General features: G+C 66.7%; 15 protein-coding genes and 1 pseudogene. 8 read left to right on the forward strand and 8 right to left on the reverse strand.

The genetic code is table 11. The features are described from left to right. Positions 1 to 65 precede the first annotated feature (65 nt). The 3 genes from AC6I6X_RS01110 to AC6I6X_RS01120 form a co-directional block, all read right to left on the reverse strand. Positions 66 to 827, reverse strand: coding sequence for a TrmB family transcriptional regulator (locus tag AC6I6X_RS01110; RefSeq protein ID WP_497928676.1), 762 nt, complete (start codon positions 825 to 827; stop codon positions 66 to 68). Continuing rightward, positions 824 to 3,991 carry an MMPL family transporter gene (locus tag AC6I6X_RS01115; RefSeq protein WP_497928677.1) on the reverse strand — a complete coding sequence of 1,056 codons (3,168 nt, stop codon included), beginning with the start codon at positions 3,989 to 3,991 and terminating at the stop codon, positions 824 to 826. Before AC6I6X_RS01115 ends, AC6I6X_RS01110 begins: the two co-directional genes overlap by 4 nt. Positions 3,992 to 4,281: 290 nt before the next feature. Beyond that, a complete protein-coding gene (locus AC6I6X_RS01120; protein ID WP_497928678.1) occupies positions 4,282 to 5,016 on the reverse strand; it encodes an MBL fold metallo-hydrolase in 735 nt (244 codons plus the stop codon). Between the two features lie 109 nt (positions 5,017 to 5,125). Between AC6I6X_RS01120 and AC6I6X_RS01125 the strand changes: the two genes are divergently transcribed. The 5 genes from AC6I6X_RS01125 (at position 5,126) to AC6I6X_RS01145 (ending at position 11,893) form a co-directional block, all read left to right on the forward strand. Further along, the gene (locus tag AC6I6X_RS01125; protein ID WP_497928679.1) at positions 5,126 to 6,187 is read left to right on the forward strand and encodes a zinc-dependent alcohol dehydrogenase family protein; all 1,062 of its coding nucleotides are present in this window, start codon (positions 5,126 to 5,128) and stop codon (positions 6,185 to 6,187) included. A gap of 59 nt (positions 6,188 to 6,246) precedes the next feature. Further along, entirely contained in the window at positions 6,247 to 9,174 is a 2,928-nt protein-coding gene (locus AC6I6X_RS01130) for an ATP-dependent helicase (protein ID WP_497928680.1), read from the forward strand. 137 nt (positions 9,175 to 9,311) lie between these two features. Beyond that, positions 9,312 to 10,451: an acyl-CoA dehydrogenase family protein gene (locus AC6I6X_RS01135; RefSeq protein WP_497928681.1), complete on the forward strand. Its 1,140-nt coding sequence runs from the start codon at positions 9,312 to 9,314 to the stop codon at positions 10,449 to 10,451. Beyond that, positions 10,448 to 11,338 carry an alpha/beta fold hydrolase gene (locus tag AC6I6X_RS01140; protein WP_497928682.1) on the forward strand — a complete coding sequence of 297 codons (891 nt, stop codon included), beginning with the start codon at positions 10,448 to 10,450 and terminating at the stop codon, positions 11,336 to 11,338. The genes AC6I6X_RS01135 and AC6I6X_RS01140 overlap by 4 nt, the downstream gene beginning before the upstream one ends. Before the next feature lie 27 nt (positions 11,339 to 11,365). Next, the gene (locus AC6I6X_RS01145) at positions 11,366 to 11,893 is read left to right on the forward strand and encodes an Lrp/AsnC family transcriptional regulator (protein ID WP_497928683.1); all 528 of its coding nucleotides are present in this window, start codon (positions 11,366 to 11,368) and stop codon (positions 11,891 to 11,893) included. Between the two features lie 47 nt (positions 11,894 to 11,940). On the opposite strand, the gene AC6I6X_RS01150 is transcribed toward AC6I6X_RS01145, so the two are convergent. The 3 genes from AC6I6X_RS01150 to AC6I6X_RS01160 form a co-directional block, all read right to left on the reverse strand. Next, the gene (locus tag AC6I6X_RS01150; RefSeq protein WP_497928684.1) at positions 11,941 to 12,390 is read right to left on the reverse strand and encodes a MaoC/PaaZ C-terminal domain-containing protein; all 450 of its coding nucleotides are present in this window, start codon (positions 12,388 to 12,390) and stop codon (positions 11,941 to 11,943) included. A gap of 1 nt (position 12,391) precedes the next feature. Beyond that, positions 12,392 to 14,350, reverse strand: a complete 1,959-nt coding sequence (locus AC6I6X_RS01155; protein ID WP_497928685.1) for a 3-hydroxyacyl-CoA dehydrogenase/enoyl-CoA hydratase family protein — start codon at positions 14,348 to 14,350, stop codon at positions 12,392 to 12,394. Positions 14,351 to 14,513: 163 nt separating this feature from the next. Beyond that, on the reverse strand, positions 14,514 to 15,575 hold the full coding sequence (locus AC6I6X_RS01160; protein WP_497928686.1) for a phosphotransferase family protein: 1,062 nt from the start codon (positions 15,573 to 15,575) through the stop codon (positions 14,514 to 14,516). A 273-nt stretch (positions 15,576 to 15,848) separates the two neighbouring features. On the opposite strand from AC6I6X_RS01160, the pseudogene AC6I6X_RS01165 reads away from it, so the two are divergent. Continuing rightward, positions 15,849 to 16,235, forward strand: a pseudogene (locus tag AC6I6X_RS01165) (acyl-CoA dehydrogenase family protein); the annotation flags it as partial. 346 nt (positions 16,236 to 16,581) lie between these two features. Here AC6I6X_RS01165 and AC6I6X_RS01170 read toward each other — a convergent pair. Both AC6I6X_RS01170 and AC6I6X_RS01175 read right to left on the reverse strand, forming a co-directional pair. Then, positions 16,582 to 17,334: an HAD family hydrolase gene (locus tag AC6I6X_RS01170; RefSeq protein ID WP_497928687.1), complete on the reverse strand. Its 753-nt coding sequence runs from the start codon at positions 17,332 to 17,334 to the stop codon at positions 16,582 to 16,584. Then, a complete protein-coding gene (locus AC6I6X_RS01175; RefSeq protein ID WP_497928688.1) occupies positions 17,334 to 18,518 on the reverse strand; it encodes a lactate 2-monooxygenase in 1,185 nt (394 codons plus the stop codon). The genes AC6I6X_RS01170 and AC6I6X_RS01175 overlap by 1 nt, the downstream gene beginning before the upstream one ends. A gap of 198 nt (positions 18,519 to 18,716) precedes the next feature. Here AC6I6X_RS01175 and AC6I6X_RS01180 point away from each other — a divergent pair, with 198 nt between their 5' ends. Next, positions 18,717 to 19,493 (forward strand): SDR family NAD(P)-dependent oxidoreductase, encoded by a 777-nt coding sequence (locus AC6I6X_RS01180; RefSeq protein WP_497928689.1) that lies wholly within the window; start codon positions 18,717 to 18,719, stop codon positions 19,491 to 19,493. Beyond that, the gene (locus AC6I6X_RS01185) at positions 19,490 to 20,494 is read left to right on the forward strand and encodes a TIGR04024 family LLM class F420-dependent oxidoreductase (RefSeq protein ID WP_497928690.1); all 1,005 of its coding nucleotides are present in this window, start codon (positions 19,490 to 19,492) and stop codon (positions 20,492 to 20,494) included. Before AC6I6X_RS01180 ends, AC6I6X_RS01185 begins: the two co-directional genes overlap by 4 nt. Positions 20,495 to 20,547 lie beyond the last annotated feature (53 nt).

Below are 20,547 nucleotides of genomic sequence, written 5' to 3' on the forward strand. Positions count from 1 at the left end.
GTTCCGGGTCGATCGACTCGACTGAGAGGCGAGGTTCCAGATCGATCGGCAAGCGCCGATCCCGGTTACCGCGACTCCAGCAGCGTCCGCTCGTCCACCTGAATTAGCTGGACCAGCACGGACGCGAACAGCGATCCGGAACTCCAGATCGCGGTTTCGCTCCCGTCGTCGTCGACGACCGAGAGCAGGACGGCGTCGTCGTCGACGATGACGACCCGGCCCGATCGATCGTCGCCTCGCCGGTGCTCGGGCGGTTTGAAGACGTCGACGCCCTCGAGTGTGTGGAGTCGATCGCGGACCCCATCGGTCCAGCTGATGCCGAGGACGTCGACGCCCGCCGCGCCGCGCTCTTCGAGTGCCGCCTCGATGTCGTCGGTGAGCAGTTCCGGCAGGCGCGTGCCGAAGACGATCCGCCGGTCGGCACCCGAGAGGAGGTCGACGACGCGGTCGTCGACCCGGTCGCTCCCCCGGACCGTCCAGATGTCCTCCTGTTCCTCCTCGCCGGTCGGCTCCGTGCGGACGTCCTCGACGTACTCGAAGGCTCGCTCCTGTTCGGTCTCGAACCGATCGCGCAGGATCTCACGGGCCTCGTCGACGCTCACCGGCCGGTAGCGGATGGGGTTCGATTGCTGGACCTCGAGCAGTCCCCGCTCCTCGAGGGTTTCGGCGACGCCGTACACCTGCGATCGCGGGACGTCGACGACCCGGGCGACGTCTCGGGCCGTCCCCGAGCCGATGCGGTGCAGGCCGATGAAGACCTTCGCCTCGTAGCTCGTGAGGCCGAGGCGCTCGAAGGCCTCGAGTGCGTCGGCTTCGTCGCCGCTCACTGCTCGTCACCCCCATCGTCGGGGCGGCCGCCGTCGCTCGCGGCTCGCGTACTCGCGGGCGAGGGCGCCTCGAACGGGACGTCGGGGCCGAAATAGCGCGTCCAGAGGACGAGCAGGGTCGGCAGGACGAGCACGCTCGCGACGAACGCGTAGATGATCGTCAGCGCCGTGATGATCCCGAACTGCTCGAGCACGGGGAGGATGGCGAACGCGAGGACGCCGAACCCGCCGACGGTGGTCGCCGCGCTCCCGAGGAGCGCGCCGCCGGTGCCCGTCACCGTGGTGTGCATGGCGTCCCAGACCGAGTTCTGGCGCTCGAGTTCGAGCGTGTACCGGGCACTGACGTGGATGCTGTAGGCGACGCCGAGGCCGATCGTCAGGCTGGTGATCATCCCCGTCAGGACATTAAAGGGCATCCCGATCAGGTACATCGTCCCGAGGATCCAGCTGACCGCGAGCGCGACCGGGAGCAGGGTCACGGCACCCAGCGTCGCGCTGTTGCCGGTCAGCCAGTACGCGACCGTGAGGAAGACGAACACGGCCACGAGCGTGATCAGCAGGCTCTCGAGCACCGTATCGAGGAGGTCCTGCTCGACGACGTGGTTGACGATCGGATCGCCGGTCGCCACCACGGACCAGCGATCGTCGCCGTCCTCGAAGTCCGCCGCGATGGCGCGCATTCCCTCGGTCGTTTCCGCGGACGAGGCGTCGCCCTCGATCGAGACGACCAGTCGGGCGGCCTCGTATTCGCCGTCCGAGCGGTAGAGCACGTCGCTCGCGGCCTCGTCGTCGATCTCGTAGAGTTCGTCGTACAGCGCTTCGACGTTCTCGTCGGGGACGTCGTCACCGTCGGTATCCGCCGCGTGGAACGACTCGTTGAAGGACTCGTTCTCGGCCGCGACCGATTCCATTACCGACAGCGGACTGCGCACGTCGGCCTCGCCGCTCGCCAGTTCGTGCGCCACGTCGCTGTCGGCAGCGTCGTCCTCGGCGTCGGCCACCCGTTCGAGCGTCTCGTCGTCGGCGACGTCACCTCTGACGAGCAGTTGCGCCTGGGCGTCCTGGCGCAGGAAGTTCTCGTTGACGTACTCGAGGTCGGACTTCGCGCTGTACTCGCCGGGCTTGAACGGTTCCGGCAGGTCCTGGGTCCAGGCGGGCGGGCTGTCCGCGAGGAAGTCGTCCTGGTCGAAGCTGGTGTCGACCTGGGTCGCGCCGTAGACGCCACCCGCGGTCACCACCAGGGTAACGACGAGGACCACGAGCGGGGCCTTCCGGGCGATGACCGCACCCGCCGAGAGCACGTCGGCGAGTCGGCCGCCGCCGGTGCCGAACGCGCGCTTGCGCCGATCGATCCCGCGCGCCTCGAGTCGCGAGTCGATCTCGACCTTCGCCGCGGGGATCATCGCGCCGAAGACGATCATCGCCGCGAGGATGCCGAACGCGCTCACGATGCCGAACTCGCGGATCGGACCGATCGGGCTGACGAGGTTCGAGAGGAAGCCGATGACGGTCGTCGCCGTCACCCAGACGAGCGCGACGCCGACGCCGGCGAGGGCGACGGACATCGATCCGCGCACGTCCGTCGGGCCGACGTCCCCGGCCTCGCGTTGCTCCCGATGCCGCATGAAGACGTGGATCGCGTAGTCGATCGACAGCCCGATCAGGAGCACCGGGATGGCGACGAACATCTGGTTGAACGCGATATCCGCCCAGCCCATGAAGCCGAACGTCCAGATCAGCACCGCTCCGATGCCCGCGACGCCGAGGACGATGTCGAGCGGATCGCGGTAGGCGATCAACAGCGCGACGACGACGAACAGCAGGGCGAGCGGCGAGACGATCGCCAGGCTGTCGCCCATCGATCGATCGATCTCGTCCGTGATGACCCCCGAGCCGAAGACGAGCATCTCCTGGTCGCGATCGTCCGCGAGTTCGCGAAGTTCGAGCTGGCTGTCGGTGATCCGCTCGTCGACCGATCCCGGGCCCTGGAAATCCCCGTCCGCGGTCGACTGCGTCACGAACAGCATCCGGGCGTCCGCCTCGGTCGAACCCGGATCGTAGGACGTCGGCATCAGGCGCAGGGCCAGATCGTTGCCCTGGCCGCCGTCGTCCGAGAGGACGCTCGTGAGCGTCTCCTCGTACTCGGACTGGTCCATCGATTCGAGTTTCTCGATCTGGTCGGAAAGCGGCGGCTGGCCGGCTTCCTCGAGTTCCTCGCGGTCTTCCTCGAGCCGTTCGCTGTCCTCCTCGAGTTGCTCGAAGTCTTCCTCGAGCTGCTCGTTGTCCTCCTCGAGTTGCGCGTACTCGTCCTCGAGGACACCCTGCGTGCCCTGGAGGTAGACGTCCTCGAGTTGGCCTTCGAGTTCGCTCGATCGCGCTTCGTACTCCTCGTCGGAGACGTCGCCGGCTTCGTTCGCTCGCTCGAGTTCGACGAGCGACGACTGGATCTCCCGCGCGTTCGACATGGCCGCGGCGAACTGGGCCGCCTGCTCGTCGTCGAGGTCGGCGGTCGCGTTCTCGTACACCGCGTCGAACTGGGCTTCGTACTCGGCCGCTCGCTGTTCGTACTCCTCGTCGGAGAGTTCGCCGGCCTCGTAGGAGGCGTTCAGTTCCGCGTACTCCGTCTCGATCCCGACGGTCCGGTTCAGTGACGCCTCGAGGCCGTCGGCGGTCTCGTTGAGTTCGGCCGATCGCTGTTCGAGTTCCGCTGCCGTCTCGTTGAGTTCCGCGCTGCGGTTCTCGAGTTCGGCGCCGCGCTCGGAGAGGTTCTCGCCCTGCTCCTCGCGGATCGCGGTCGTCGCGACGAGGTTCTCGACGCCGACGATCGCCTCGTCGTCGACCAGCGTCGAATTGATCGACTCGTCGTCCCGGAGTTCCTGCTGGAATTCGAGCGACGAGAGCAGCGAGTCCTTCGTGAGGACGTCGTCGCCCCTGACGATCACCTGTACCGTCGTCGTGTTCTCCTGATCGTCGGTCGAGAAGTTCTCGTCCGCGTATTCGAGGGCCTCACCCTCGGGCGAGTCGCTCTCGTACTGGTCGAGCGACGACTCGTCGTCGACCATCGGCGCACCCGCCCCGACCAGCGCGGTCGTCAGCACGAGCGCGGCGAGGACGATCGCGGAGTGCGTCGTGATCAGGTTCGCGATGCGATCGGGAAGGCTCATCGTCCGACACCTCCGGGTGGTCCGCACCTGGAAGGTAGTATCATCTGTTGTTACGATCCTACTAAACGCCCGGTGATATAGATGTTGGTAGGATAATACTAACAGATCGTGTTTTGACCGGGCCGGGACGCGATCGAATTCGAGGCTAGGGGCCCTTGAGCCGCGCAATCGTCGGCGCTCGACCGTGACGGGTTCCTGTTCCGGTCAGAATAACACCACTGCTCGGGTGAGTGTAGCACATTCTCACCAGTCGAGAGCCGATCCGATCGAGATCGGCGGCCGGTCCACGATCACTCGATCGAGACAGTCGTGAGGTCCTCCGCGAACCGGACGTCGCCGTCGTAGTGGGCTCCGATCGACTCGAGCATCTCCTCGTGGCGATCGTCGGTGTGGGGATAGAGGTGGGTCAGGTAGACCCGGCCGATCTCCCGACCGGAGAGTGCTCGGCCGAGCGTCTCCGGCGTGGGGTGATTCGAGACGTCGACGTCGTCTGGAAACGAGCAGTCGTGGGCGAGGATCGCAGAGCCCTCGGCGAAGTTGGCCAGGCCGGCGAAGGCCTCGCTGTCGCCGCTGAACGTGAACCGATCGTCGAACCGGTAGGCGAGACAGGGCAGCGAGTGGCGCGTCTCGTAGGCCGAGACGTCGAACCCCGCCACCGAGAACTCGCCGGGGACGACCTCGCGGACCTGCAGGTCGAGTTTGTCCTGCATGTACTCGTGAACCGAGAGGAGGTCGTCGGCCAGCGCCTTGGTCCCCTGCGGGCCGACGACCTCGAGGTGGTCCTCGCCGGCCAGCCACCGGGCTTTCATCATCGGGAGCAGGTCCGCGACGTGATCGAGGTGGTGGTGCGTGAGCAGGACAGTCGAGACGTTCTCGTAGCCGACGCCGGACTGCTGGAGGCGGTGGAGCACGCCCGACCCGCAGTCGATCAGGAGCGATCGGCCGTCCTCCTGTACCAGGATCCCCGTCTGGAACCGCTCGCCGGTCGGCATCGCGCTGCCAGTTCCGAGAAAGGTGACGCGCATACGGGCCTCTCGGACGGCCGGTCCGATAAGCGTGACCTCTCGGAAAGGCAGTGTCGCGCGCGAAATTGGTGTCGGATCTGTTAACTCGGCGGCGAACGATACCGACGATATGCGCGCTGCAGTGCTCGAGGAGTACGGCGAACCGCTCTCGATCGAGGACGTCGATCCGCCCGACCCCGCTCCACACGGCGTCGTCGTGGACGTCGAGGCGTGCGGCATCTGTCGGAGCGACTGGCACGCCTGGCAGGGCCACGGCGAGTGGGCCGACGACCAGGTGCCGATCGGACAGATCCTCGGTCACGAACCCGCCGGTCGGGTGGCCCGGGTCGGCGACCGGGTGGATCGACTCGCGGTCGGCGATCGGGTGGCGATCCCGTTCAATCTCGGCGACGGGAGCTGTCCCCAGTGCCGGACCGGCCACGGAAACGTTTGCGAGGACGGCTACGCGCTCGGATTCGAATCCAGCGTCCCCGGCGCGTTCGCCGAGCAGGTCCACGTCCCACACGCGGCGTTCAACCTGACCCGGCTCCCGGCCGACGTTTCGTCGACGGCGGCCGCCGCGCTCGGCTGTCGGTACGTGACCGCGTTTCACGCGCTCGCTCACCGCGTCGACCTCGCCGGCGGCGACTGGGTCGCCGTCCACGGCTGTGGCGGCCTCGGACTGGCCGCGGTCCAGATCGCGACGGCCCTCGGCGGGACCGTCGTCGCGGTCGACGTGCGCGAGGAGCCGCTCGCGATGGCGACCGATCTGGGTGCCGACGCGACGATCGACGCGTCAGACTGCGCGGACGTCCCTGCAGAAATCGAGGCGGTCACGGACGGCGGGGCCCACGTCTCCGTCGACGCGCTCGGTCGCGCCGAGACGTGCCGGAACAGCCTCGCCTGTCTCGGGATCCGGGGGACGCACGTTCAACTCGGCCTGACGACCGACGCCGAGCGCGGCAAGGTCCCGCTCCCGATCGACGAGATCACTCGCTGGGACGTCACGGTCGTCGGCTCGCGCGGGATGCCACCCTCCCGTTACGACGAACTTCTGCGAATGATCGATGCGGGCCGACTCGAACCGAATCGGCTCGTCACGCGCGAGGTCCCACTCGAAGACGTGACCGATCGACTCGCGGCGATGACAGATTACGAGACACGCGGCGTGGAAGTCGTCACCGAGTTCTAGCGTTCACTTTCGCTCCGGTAGCCAAACCCTCTTACATACCGGTCCCGCAGACGACGATGATGGCTGGGTCCAAGTCCCTCGACTTGCCGATCGCCGACGACGCCCTCCCGTTCGATCCCGCGGCGGTCACGATCGAGGACCGGGACGTCTTCGACCTGCTAGAACCTGCGGTCCAGCAGTGGTGGCTCGAGGAGTTCGGCGAGTTCGTCCCCGAAAACGACGGGTTCTTCACGCCGCCACAGCAGGGGGCGATCCCGAAGATCCACGCGGGGACGAACACGCTGATCTGTGCGCCGACCGGATCGGGCAAGACGATGTCGTCGTTTCTCTCGATCATCAACGAACTCTACAAACGCGATCGGGACTCGGAAGACGGCCTGGAGAATTCGGTCTACTGCCTGTACGTCTCGCCGCTCAAGTCCCTCGCCAACGACATCCACCGGAACCTCGAGATCCCGCTCGCGGGGATCGAGTCGATCGTCGAGGAGGGTGCGGCGCCACCCGCCGCGGAAGAAGCGAGCGGGCAGGGCCCGCGAGACGGCGACGAGATGGGCGAGATCCGTCACGCCATCCGCCACGGCGACACGGACTCGAGCGATCGCCAGCAGATGCTCGAGGAGACGCCCCACATCCTCAACACGACGCCGGAGACGCTCGCGATCCTGCTGAATTCGCCGAAGTTCCGCGAGAAACTCCGTACCGTCGAGTACGTCATCGTCGACGAGATCCACTCGCTGGCCGACGGCAAGCGGGGCACCCACCTGTCGGTGAGTCTCGAGCGACTCGAGGCGATGGCCGAGCGCGAGATCACGCGGATCGGCTGTTCGGCGACGATCGAACCCCTCTCGGAGGTGGCCGAGTTCCTCGTCGGCCGCGAGGACCCCGACGGACCGTCGCGGGAGAGCGAGGCCCCTCGGGCCTCCGAAGAGTCGAGTAGCGAGGGACGCGTCGCGTCCCTCGAACCACGCGAGCGGGTCGAAGACCCGCGAGCAGACGGTGAACCGCGAGACTACGAGATCGTCGACGCCCGCTTCGCCCGCGAGTTCGACATCGAACTCGAGTGTCCGACCGACGACCTGATCAACACGTCCCGCGAGGTCGTCCAGGAGCGGTTCTACCGGAGCCTCCACGAGCACGTGCAGGACCACACCAATACCCTCGTCTTTACCAACACCCGATCGGGTGCGGAACGGGTCCTGCACAACCTCCGCGAGCGGTTCGACGCCTACGACGAGGGCAACTCCGCCTGTCACCACGGCAGCCTCTCGAAGGACGTCCGCCAGGACGTCGAGGGGCGACTGAAGGAGGGGGACCTGGACGTCGTGACCTCCTCGACCTCGCTCGAACTGGGGATCGACATGCCCCACGTCGACCTCGTCGTGCAGGTCGGCTCCCCAAAGTCCGTCGCGGCCCTGCTCCAGCGGATCGGCCGGGCGGGTCACCGGGTCGGCCAGACCGTCACCGGCCGCGTGATCGCGCTCGATCGGGACGAACTGCTCGAGTGTGCGGTCATGCTGCAGAAGGCCGAGGAGGGGTTCGTCGACTCGGTGTCGATCCCCGAGAACGCCCAGGACGTCGCCGCCCAGCACGTCTACGGGATGGCGATCGCCGAGATCAGGCCCGAGTCCGAGGCGAAATCGATCCTCCGGCGGGCCTATCCCTACCGGAACTTCTCGGACGCGGAGTACGAGCAACTGATGCGGTATCTCACCGCGGAGTACGCCGGGCTGGAGGACCGAAACGTCTACGCGAAGGTCTGGCGCGACGAGAACGACCCGCCAGACGGCCAGCACCACCACGAGGAGTACCCCGTGGGCGAACCGCTGATCGGCAAGCGCGGTCGGCTGGCGCGGGTGATCTACATGACCAACATCGGGACGATTCCCGACTCCTTTACCTGCGACGTCCACACCCGCGCGAGCGACGAGTGGGTCGGCCAGCTCGACGAGAACTACCTCGACACCCTGGAGAAGGGCGACGTCTTCGTCCTCGGCGGCGATCACTTCGAGTACCGCTACCGGCGCGGCTCGAAGGTGTACGTCGATCGGACCAGCGCCCGTCCCACGGTTCCGTCGTGGTACTCCGAGCGGCTTCCGCTCTCGTACGATCTGGGGCGGGAGATCCTCGCCTTCCAAGCTGACCTGCTCGAGCGCTACGACGCGGGCGGTCCGCCGCGGGTCCGCGCGTGGCTCCGGGAGTTCCCGCTCGACGACGACAGCGTGCGCGCGATCGCCCGCCTGTTCGACCACCAGGTGCGCTTCGCCGGGGCCGAGAGCGTGAGCACGCCCGATCGGCTCGCGATCGAGGTCGAGCGCGATCGCGAGGAGTACGAGCGTCACTACTACGTCCACTCGGCGTACGGCCGCAAGTTCAACGACGGCCTCTCCCGCCTGCTCGCGTATCGCTGCGCCCAGGAGGCGACCGCGAACGTCCGGGTGGCGGTCGCGGACAACGGTTTCGTCCTCTCGATGCCGCTGAACCGCAAAGTCGACATCGAGGGCATCGTCGACGATCTCGACCCCGAGCAGGTGCGTTCGGACCTCCGTGCGGCCATCGCCGACACCGACCTGCTCCAGCGATACTTCCGGATCAACGCGACGCGATCGCTGATGATCCTCAAGCGGTACAAGGGGTACGAGAAGTCCGCCAGCGAACAGCAGGTCTCCAGCGAGATGCTGCTGGGCTTCGCCGAGGATCTCGAGGAGTTCGCCGTGATCGAGGAGACCTACCGCGAAATCTTAGAGGACAAACTCAACGTCGACGCGATCGAGGACGTCGTCGCGGCGATCGACGCGGGCGAGATCGCGATCGAGCGCCACCTGCTGGACTCGCCGACGCCGCGGGCGTTCGGCCTGGCGACGCTCTCTGCCAGCGACGTCGTTCTCGCGGAGGACGAGAGCGCGGCCCTGCAGGCGTTCCACGAGCGCGTCCTCGAAGAGATCGGGGAAGAGTCGCTGGCGGGGTTGTCGTCGGAGGACGACGATTGACGGGGCGAGCCGATCCGTGAAAGACGACAACACGGGACAGTCCGCTACTCCTTCCATCGATACTGCTCTAACGCATTCTGGTTAACAGTTGTAGCTCTCCCCCAAAATTACTTCATCTTGGAAATTGGAGTGTGAGTATGTCGTTCCAGTTATCGGAGGAACAGCGGGCGATCCGTCGAACCGTCAGGGAATTCGGCGAAGCGGAGATCGAACCGGTCGCACGCGAACACGACGAGAACCGCGAGTATCCCCACGACCTCGTCCAGCAGGCGGCGGAGATGGACCTGGTCGCGACCGGTATTCCGGTCGAGTACGGCGGTGCGGGCATGGATTTACTCTCGAGCGTCGTCGTCACCGAGGAACTGTGGCGGGCAGATCCCGGTATCGGGAGCGCGATCAGCAGTCGCGGCTTCGGCTCGACGATGATCGAGCGGTTCGGCGACGAGTGGATGAAAGACGAGTGGCTCCCGAAGATCGCCGACGGCGAGGCCGCGTGTGCGAGCGCGATCAGCGAACCGGCCCACGGGTCGAACGTCGCCGGGATGGAAACCCGCGCAGAGCAGGATGGTGACGAGTACGTCCTCAACGGGACCAAGATGTGGATCACGAACGGAACGATCGCCGACGTCGCCGTCGTGATGGCCAAGACGGACCCGGGCGCGGGCCACGAGGGGATCACCGCCTTCCTCGTCCCGACGGATCTCGACGGCTTCAGCGCCGAGAAGATCGACAACAAACTCGGCATCCGCGCCTCGGACCTCGCGGAACTGATCCTCGACGACGTCCGCGTCCCCGCGGAGAACGTCGTCGGCACCGAGAACGCGGGCTTCTACCAGCTGATGGACTTCTTCGCCGCCGGCCGAGTCAGCGTGGCCGCACAGGCGGTCGGGACCGCCCAGGCCGCGCTCGACGCGGCCCTCGCGTACGCCCGGGAGCGCGAGCAGTTCGACCAGCCGATCGCGGAGTTCCAGGCGATCCAGCACAAACTGGCCGAGATGGCGACGACCGTCGAGGCCGCCCGATCGCTCACCTACCGCGCCGCGACCCACGCGATGGACGGCGACGACAAGGTGGCCGCGAAGTTCGCCTCGATGGCGAAACTGTTCGCCAGCGAGCACGCGGTCGACGTCGCCGACGAGGCGATCCAGGTCCACGGCGGCGCGGGTTACGTCTCCGATCACCCCGTCGAGCGCTACTACCGGGACGCCCGCATCACGAAAATCTACGAGGGCACCAGCGAGATCCAGAAGAACATCATCGCCGACCAGCTACTATGACCGACCACGAAACCTGGAGCGACGGGCAGGAGACGGCGGCCGTCACGGTCGACGGACACGATCTGTCGGTCGCCTACCACGAGGACGGTCCGGACGCCGCGAGCGAATCGGCCGGCGGGACCGAGGCGGACGCTGGCGACGAACCGCCGGTCGTCTTCCTCCACGGCATCCCGACCTGGTCGTTCCTCTGGCGCGATATCGTCCCGGCGATCGCCGACGAGCGGCGGACGATCGCCCCCGACCTGCTCGGCTACGGCAACTCCGCGATGCACGACGGCTTCGATCGATCGATCCGCGCCCAAGAGGCGATGCTCGAAGGCCTGCTCGAGGACCTCGATATCGACCGGGTCGCGCTGGTCGCACACGACATCGGCGGCGGGGTCGCACTCCGTTTCGCGGCACACAACCCCGACAGGGTCGATCGGCTAGTGCTTTCGAACGCCGTCTGTTACGACTCCTGGCCCGTCGAGTTCGTCTCGAATCTCGGGCTGCCGTCGACCGCCGACGTAGAGCGCGACGAACTCGAGGCGCGCCTCGACTCGGCGTTCGTCGACGGTGCCTACGGCGAGGCAGATCCCGAGTTCGTCGAGGGGATGAAGGCGCCGTGGCTGACCGACGAGGGACACCGCTCGCTCGTTCGGAACGCCGTCGCGACGAACACGAACCACACGACCGAGATCGAATACGGGGCGATCACGGCCGAGACGCTGTTGCTGTGGGGCGAGGACGACGTGATGCAGCCGTTCGCGTACGCCGAGCGACTGGCCGAGGACGTCGCGGAGACCGAAATCGAACCGCTGTCGGACGCCTACCACTGGGTGCCCGAGGATCGCTCGGCCGCCTACGCCGATCGACTCGCGGCGTTCCTGTCCGATCCGAACACATAAACGATGGAACCAACGAATTCACAGACGATGACCAGGGACGAAGCGCCGGACTGGGACTTCAAGGATCGGGACATCGCGATCCTCTGTGAACTCGCGGCGGACCCGCAACTCTCGTCTCGCGAGTTGACGAGCGTGCTGAAAGACGACTACGACATCGACGTCTCGCACGTGACGGTCAGCGAGTCGATCCGTCGCATGCGCGACGAGGGCGTTTTCCGGGAGGCGATCATCCCCAACGAGGAGTACTACATCTTCGCGCTGTTCGAGTTCAAGTTCAACACCGAACACTTCGCCGAGAGCTGGTACGACGCGATGGAACACATCCGGCAGGACAAGCACACCCTCTTTTTCTTCCTCTCGGACGGCGAGTACCAGTGGAAGACGGTGATGATGTTCCGCGATCGCCAGCAGGTCTCGAAGTGGATCCACGACTGCTACAAGGAGTACGGCGACGTCATCGCGAACATCCGGAACTCGGCGGTCCACAACGTGCTCAAGTTCCGGACCGACCCCCGGATCTACGAGGACCTCGGGGAAGCACACGGCGACCGGTAACCGGCCGAGACGGTCGGCGATCGATCGCCGCCGCTCGCGTCGCCGTGCTAGCGCACGAGCGTCAGCATCTCACACGAGAGCGCGGTCTCGTCCTCGTCGGTCACCAGGCGCGTCTCGAACCGGGCGACGCCGTTCGCGACGGGGTGGTCCCGCGGCTCCTTCTCGATCAGTTCCGATTCCGCGTGTACCGTCGTCCCCATCGTGACGGGGGTCGTAAAGCGCAGGCCGTCCACGCCGTAGAACGCGATCGTGTCCGGTCGCTCGTGGCGGTGTTGCCACAGCAGGCCGCTGGCGATGCCGAACAGCAGGGCCCCGTGTGCGATCGGCTCCCCGAACGGCGTCTCCTCGGCGGTGAACCGATCGCTCAGGTGGAGCGGGTTGAAATCGCCGCTGACGCCCGCGTAGTTTCGCACGTCCGCCTCCGTGATCGTCCGCGAGTGGGTGACGACCTCGTGGCCGATCTCCAGGTCGTCGAACGACAGCGTCTCCTCGCTCATTTCACTGCCCCTCGAACTCCGGTTCGCGGTCCTCGGCGAACGCGGCGGTTCCCTCCATCACGTCGTCGGTACCGATCAGGATGCCGAATCCCTGGCTCTCCATCGCGAGCGCCGCCTCGAGGCTGGCGTCCTCGCCCTCGTTCATCACCTTCTTGGCGACCTCGAGGCCGATCGGCGGCCCGTTGCGCAGGTCGTCGACGAACTCGTCGACCACGTCGTCGAAGTCGTCGCGATCGACGGCCCGGTTGATCAGCCCCCAGTTCTCGGCGCGATCGGCGTCGATGTGGTTCCCGCGGAAGACCAGTTCCTTGGCCCGGGTCTCCCCGAGGACGCGCATCAGGCGCTGGGTGCCGCCGCCGCCGGGGATCAGTCCGAGGCCGATCTCGGGCGCGCCGAAGGCGGACCGATCGGTCGCGAGTCGCAGGTCGCAGGCCAGCGCGAGTTCGAGGCCGGCCCCGAGGCAGTAGCCGTCGATCTTCGCGACGACCGGCCGCGGGAAGTCGTTGACAGTCTCGAAGGCGGGCGTGACGTCCATCGCGTCGGTCGGGTCGAGCGACCCGAAGCCCGTAATGTCCGCGCCGGCGCTGAACGCGCGGTCGCCGGCCCCCTCGATCGTCGCACAGCGGATCTCGTCGACGTCGACCGCGGAGAACAGGTCGTCGATCTCCCCGAGGAGATCCGCGGAGAGCGCGTTCATCCGGGAGGGGCGATCGAGTTCGACCTCGAGGACGCGATCCTCGATCGTCGCGTTCAGGTGGTGATACCCCTCCAGCGCGCCGTCGCCGTCGTCGTACTCGTAGAAGCCCTCGCCCGCGTCCTCCCCGGTCTTGCCCGCTTCGACGAGTTCCTCGAGATACGGGTGCGGCTCGAACCGATCGTGGCCGGTCTCCTCGAGACGCGTCTCCAGTTTCTCGAGGACGATGTCGAGGCCGAGCTTATCGCCTCGGCGGCAGATCCCCTCGGGGAAGCCGAGTCCCAGCTGGACGCCGGTGTCGACGGCCTCGGGGGTGGCGACGCCCTCGCCGACGAGGTACGCGGCGCGGTTGACCATGCGGGCTTCGACCTGGAGCGTGTCGAAGCCCTCCCCGTCACCGGGTTCGTAGTCGGGGCCGTCGCCATCTTCGTAGTCGTAGTAACCCCTCCCGGTCTTGCGGCCGAGGTTCTCGTTCTCGACTTTCTCCTCGACGATCGGCGGCACGTCGTCGCCGGCCTCCTTGCGAACGTGGTAGCCGATGTCGATACCCGTCATGTCGGCGAGTTCGAACGGCCCCATCGGGTAGCCGCGCTGGTGGACCATCGCGGCGTCGGCCTGCCGGATCGTCGCGTCGCCCTCCGAGACCATCCAGGCGGGTTCGCCGCCGAACGGGCCGACGATCGTGTTCACGACGAAGCCGCGGACGTCCTTGCGGACGTAGATCGGCGTCTTGTCGATCGACTCGACCCACTCGTAGCCGGCCTCGGCGGCCTCGTCCGCGGTCTCCGCGCCGTAGATGACCTCCACGAGGTCCATCTTCACCGGCGGGTTGAAGAAGTGGAGACCGAGTACGCGCTCGGGAGTGTCGACGACTTCGGCGATGTCCGTGATCGGCAGGCTCGACGTGTTGGTCGCGAGGAGCGCGTCCTCGTCCGTGTACGCCTCCAGATCGGCGAAGATATCGTGTTTCAGTTCGAGGTTCTCGGGCGCGGCCTCGATTACGAGGTCCGCGTCTTCGACGGCCGTTTCGAGATCGGTCGTGGTGTCGATCCGATCGAGAATCTCCTCGGCCGGTTCGTCGAGTCGATCCTTCTCCGTGAGTTTCTCGAGGCTCCAGGCGATCCCCTCGTAGCCCTCCTCGACCAACTCGTCCTCGATATCCCGCATCGTGACGTCGTAGCCGGCCATCGCGGCCACTTCGGTGATCCCGTGTCCCATGTTGCCCGCGCCGAGCACCGCGACGCGATCGATGGTCTCGTATGACATGATCGTCACGTCGTCCGGTATCGTCTTAATACCATCGGACGTTTATTACCAATGTTAAGGTATTAGTGGGAGAATAGCCTAGGCCGTATTCTAGAACGGGACTGTATCGAACGTCGGTAATCTCGTACCGATCAGTCGGTAGGATGGGCCGATCGACGGATCGTTACAGCGGTTCGTCGCCCTCGATGATCCGCGTCGCCCGATCGGCCAGCGCGGGGACCCGATCCTCCATCTTCGGGTACATGGGATCGTCGCTGTTGCCCTCGAGGTAGCGCCGGTAGAACATCTCCCCGAGCGCCGCGAGTTTGTAGACCGCGAGCGTGCGGTAGAACCGCTCGTGATCGAACTCGTACCCTGTCCCGGTCTCCCAGCGCTCGACCAGTTCGCGGCGGGTCGGATACCCCTCCCGCTCCATGAACGTCGCGGTGAGTTCCGGTACGGTGGGGTCGGGATCTTTTGCATCCCGCCAGTAGGACAACATCCAGCCGAGGTCGGCGCGCGGGTCGCCGAGGGTGGCCATCTCCCAGTCGAAGACGCCGACTAACTCGGGTGGTTCGTCGGGGCCATACATGACATTATCTAGTTTATAATCGCCGTGGACGAGCGTGTGCGGGTACTCCTCGGGACAGTGCTCCTGGAGCCACGAGCCGACCTCGTAGAGGGCCGGCACCTCGCGCTCCTCGACGGTCACGTCGAACGCCCACATGAGTTGCTGCCCCCAGCGCTCGACCTGGCGCTCGGTGTACCCCTCAGGATACCCGAACTCACCGAGACCGACGGCCTCGTAGTCGACGTCGTGGATCGCCGCCAGCGTGTCGACCAGTTCCTCGCCGATCCGCTCGCGGGATTCGGGGTCGGCGAACCGACCGGGCTCTTCGAGTCGGAGGACGTCACCCTCGACCTGTTCCATCACGTAGAAGTCGCTCCCGATGACGTCGTGGTCCTCGCAGGCCAGCACCGGCTCGGGGACGGGGACGTCCGTCTCGACGAGCGCGTTCGTCACCCGGTACTCCCGGAGGACGTCGTGAGCGGTGTCGGCGGTCTCGCCCGGCGGCGGTCGCCGGATGACCAGGTCCTGGTCCCCCCAGGTCACGTACAGGGTCTCGTTCGAGTGGCCTTCCTCGTGGCGTTCGACCGCGTAGTCGTCGACCGATCCGAGGTGGTCTTCGAGGTAGGCCGTCAGTGCGTCCTCGTCGACGAGTCGCTCATAGTAGTCCTCGCTCATGGCGCGCACCTGCGTCTCGTGACGGTGCAGTCGGCCGGTACGGCCGTTTCCGTCGGCGTCCGGTTCGCGATCGACATGGGTGTGTACGATACTACCCTCGTACCGATTAACGAAAATAGTTACGCCGGAATTCTCGTTTTACAATGTTCAGTCAGGCTGCGCTATAGAGTATCACGATAGCCGCCGACGTCCGCGAATTCGTCGACGAGGTGGTGATCCCGGTCGAACGGGAGTGGCTCGGCGACGGTCCCGTTCCCGACGACGTATGTGAACGATCACGAGGGCTTCGGAAGCAAACTGTCCGAGACGCAGAGCCTGCGATACGACGTCGCCGAGGCCGAAACCCGACTTCACGCCGCCCGAACGATGGTTCGCCACGCGGCCCGCGAGATCACGTCGGGGAACGAGGCGCGCGTTCCAATCTCGATGGCGAAGGTGTTCACCGCGAACGTCGTTCAGGACGCGGTCGACCGCTCGATCCAGTGTTGCGGTGGCGACGGGATCGGCAAGGACCTGCCGCTCGCGGACTTCTACGAGAACGTCCGGGCGTTCCGGATCGTCGACGGAGCCGACGGGGTCCACAAGCGCGTGATCGCCCGCGACGCCTTCGAGGACGTCGACGAGAGCGAACTCGACCCCGTGACGCGGTTTCGCGGCTAGATCGCTGATACCTCCACCTCACGCGCAGGGTGCGTTCGGGATCGATCGTACATGCTCGTTTGTCGAACTAACTAGTCTAACCGGGGACGTGTTGTGCGTATGTCTAGAAATGATGCTATGAAATGTCGATAATCACAAAACACTTACCGCAGAACTGTTCGCGTTCGGCTGATGGTCACGAATGAAAATCAGTTCCGTATTGCCTGACTCGATCGGGCGACGTCTCGACGACGATCCATCGTCCGTTCACTACGAGTGCCGACGGTGCGGGACGACGCTGTCAGACGATCGGGGGGCCTGTCCGGCCTGCGGGTCGGGTGACGTCGCGGCGATTCCGCTGTAGTCGTTATGCTTCTTCATCGCGCTCCCCGTCGACGATCGCAAGCACGTCTTCCGGGGACTCGATGTGATAGGAGACGGCCGGGCCGTCCTCGGCCCCGAACGCGACGCCGTGTATGCCTATCTCGGCCGCACCGCGGACGTCGTGGTCGTACCGATCGCCGATCATCAGCGATCGCTCGGGCGTGACCCCGGCTTTCTCGATCGCAGTTTCGAACATCGCGGGGTGGGGTTTGGTGCGGCCGACTTCCTCGGAGGTGGTGATCGAGTCGAAGTGTCGGCGAAGCCCGAAGTGCTCGAGCATTCCCTTGCCCTCGGCGTCGTCGACGTCGCTGATGACGCCGACGTGGAGGTCCCGCCCGGCGAGGCGTTCGATCGTCTCCGGCGCGCCGGGGACGGGGTCGATCGACGCCCGGACGGCCTCCCGGAAGGGCGGTTTCCACTCGTCCATCGGCACTTCCTCGCCGACGATGGCCTCGATCCCCCGGTGGTAGCCCTCGCGAGCGGCCCGGAACTCCGTGCCGTCGCGCTCGCGGAAGTAGTCGCCGACGGTCGTGCGCCAGATGTCGATCGCCTCCTCGATGGTTCGGTCGACCTCGTGGCGCTCGAGCAGGTCGGCGACGAAGTCGGCGTGGGCGGCCTGAACGGACTCGAGGTCGAGGATGACGCCGCCGATGTCCCAGAAGACGGCCTTCCAGTCGTCGGAGTCAGCGGGCGGGTCGGGCGGCCGAACCCGGCTCTCGGTCCCGCCGTCGGCCATCAGTCCGCCCTCCGGATCGTCGATCGATCGACCTCGTCGATGCTCGCACAGCCCGCGAGGCCGACGGTGAGGTCGAGATCGGCGAGCAGGTTCTCGAGGACTGCACGGACGCCGTCCTCGCCGCCGATGCCCAGGCCGAAGGCGTATGGCCGCCCGAGCAGGACGGCGTCGGCACCCAGCGCGACCGCGCGGAAGACGTCGCTCCCGCGGCGGATGCCGCTGTCGAACAGCACGGTGGCCTCGTCGCCGACTTCGTCGACGACCGCCGGTAGCGCCTCGAGCGCCGGGATCGCGCCGTCGACCTGCCGCCCGCCGTGGTTCGAGACGACGACGCCGTCCATGCCGTGTTCGACGGCCTTCCGGGCGTCGTCGGGGTGGAGCACGCCCTTGAGGACGATCGGCAGGTCCGTGTGCTCGCGCAGGAACGCGAGGTCGTCCCAGGTGAGCGAGGCGTCGCCGAAACAGTCGATGAACGATTCGAGCGACGCTTCGGGGTCGGCCCAGGGATTGTCGGCCTCGAGCCGATCGAGGAACGCCTCGTCCTCGAAGTAGTTCCGGATGCCCTGGCCCGCGAGGAAGGGGAGGTAGGCGAGTTCGATGTCTCGCTCGCGCCACCCCATCTTCGGCGTGTCGAGCGTGACGACGATGGCGTCGTAGCCCGCGTCTTCCGCGCGCTCGAGGAAGCTCGCCGCGACGTCCCGATCGGCGCTCCAGTAGAGCTGGAACCAGTCGGGCCCGTCGCCGAGTTCGTCCGCGACCTCCTCCATCGTGTAGGAGGAGACGGAGCTACAGATCATCGGGACGTCGAGGTCGCCGGCGGCACGCGCGACCGCCAGTTCCGCCTCGTCGTGGAGGATCGACTGAACGCCGATCGGTGCCAGCATCACGGGCGCGGGAATGTCCTGTCCGAAGAGTTCGACCCCCAGGTCGCGCTCGGAGACGTCCCGTAGCATCCGCGGGACGATCTGCCACTCGTCGAAGGCTCGGTCGTTGGCCGCGACGGTCGATTCTGAGCCCGCGCCCCCCGCGACGTACGCGAACGCCTCCTCGTCGAGTTCCTCGCGGGCGCGCTCGACGAGGTCCTCGTAGGCGACGGGGAACTCGGGGGGCTCCCCCTCGAGCATCCCGCGGCGGTACACTTCCTCCTGCCTGTCCGGTCCGTACTGCGGATTGTCTGCTGTCATGAGTGTGGTCGTAGACGATCCGTCCGGTCCCCGCCCGGTCCGGGCCGGTCGACCGCGGTCTACGTATGCGTATTGCTGACGGTAGTCGGCCACGCACTTAACGACACGCCATCCAGACCCATCTTTATTAACAGTGTCTGCATATTGGCTGTTGGTGCTAACAATGGTAACAACAGTCCCGGTTCCGGGTGATCGCGCGTGAGTACCGACCAGTTCGGCGTCGACGGCGACGTCGCAATCGTGACCGGCGCCTCCAGCGGCATCGGCGAGGGAATCGCGGAGACGTTCGCCGACGACGGCGTCGACGTCGTCATCTGCTCGCGCGAGCAGGAGAACGTCGATCCCGTCGCCGATCGCATAACGGAGAGCGATCGTCCCGGAGAGGCGCTGGCGATAGAGTGCGACGTGACCGACCGCGAGGCGGTCGACGCGCTCGTCGAGGCGACCGTCGAGGAGTTCGGCGGCCTCGACGTCCTGGTCAACAACGCCGGCGCGTCGTTCATGGCGGGCTTCGACGACATCTCGGAGAACGGCTGGAAGACGATCGTCGACATCAACCTCCACGGCACGTACAACTGCCTGCAGGCCGCCGAGGAACACCTCAAAGACGGTGGCGGCGCCGTGATCAACTTCGCGAGCGTCGCCGGCACGCAGGGGTCGCCGTACATGAGCCACTACGGCGCGGCCAAGGCGGCCGTCGTCAACCTCACGACGACGCTCTCCTACGAGTGGGCCGGGGACGGCGTCCGGGTCAACTGCATCGCGCCCGGGTTCGTCGCGACCGAGGGCGTCGAGAGCCAGATGGGCATCTCGGCCGACGAGGTCGATCGGACCGAGGTCGAGCGTCGGATGGGGACCGTCGACGAGATCGCGGACCTCGCACAGTTCCTCGCGAGCCCCGCGTCCTCCTACATGGTCGGCGAAACCGTCACCGCGCAGGGCGTGCCCCGGATCGAGGAGTCGCCCGAGGTATGACCGATCGAGACGTCCACCTCCCGGTCGCGGCCCAGCCGACGGTCGACTCGCTGGTCGCGTACGCCCGGCGGGCCGAAGCGGGCGGCTACGACTGCGCGTGGCTCCCCGAGACGTGGGGTCGGGACGCCGTCACCGTCCTGACGGCGATGGCCGAGCGGACCGACGCGATCGCGATCGGATCGAGCATCGTCAACACGTACTCGCGATCGCCGGCCCTCCTGGGACAGACGGCCGCGACGCTCCAGGAGGTCTCTGACGATCGGTTCCGTCTCGGCCTCGGCCCGAGCGGCCCGGTCGTGATCGAGAACTGGCACGGACTGGAGTACGGCAACCCGCTCAGGCGGACCCGCGAGACGGTCGAGATCGTTCGGCAGGTGCTCTCGGGCGAGCGCGTCGAGTACGACGGCGACGACTTCTCGCTGTCGGGCTTTCGACTCCGGTGTGATCCGCCCGATCCCACCCCGCCGATCGAGGTCACGGGGATGGGGCCGAAAGCCGTCGAACTCGCCGGTCGGTTCGCCGACGGCTGGCACGGGATCATGCTCACCCCCGACGGCGTCGTGGAGCGCCTCGACGACATCGAGCGCGGCGCCGAACTCGGCGATCGGGATCCCGACGACGTGACCGTCACCGCCGGCGTCACCTGCTGTGCGCTCGACGACGCCGATCGCGCCCGCGACCTCGCGCGCCAGCACGCCGCCTTCTACGTCGGCGGGATGGGCACGTTCTACCGCGACGCGCTCGTCCGGCAGGGGTACGACGAGGCCGCCGAGATTCACGACGCCTGGCAGGAAGGCGATCGCGAGCGCGCGCTCAACCTGCTGACCGACGACCTGCTCGACGACCTCTGTGCCGCGGGCGATCCCGAGACCGCTCGCGAGGCGCTCGAACGGTACGAGGCCGTCGACGGGATCGACGCGATCGCCGTCAGCTTCCCGCGCGGTGCCGACGAAGCCGAGATCGAGGCGACGATGGACGCGCTGGCTCCGGACGCTTCCTGACGCCGGGTTCCCGGCCCCATTCTTCGACGATCGCCTCCGACAGCTACAAACCC

The sequence above is a fragment of the Halosolutus sp. YCN4 genome (assembly GCF_059736495.1).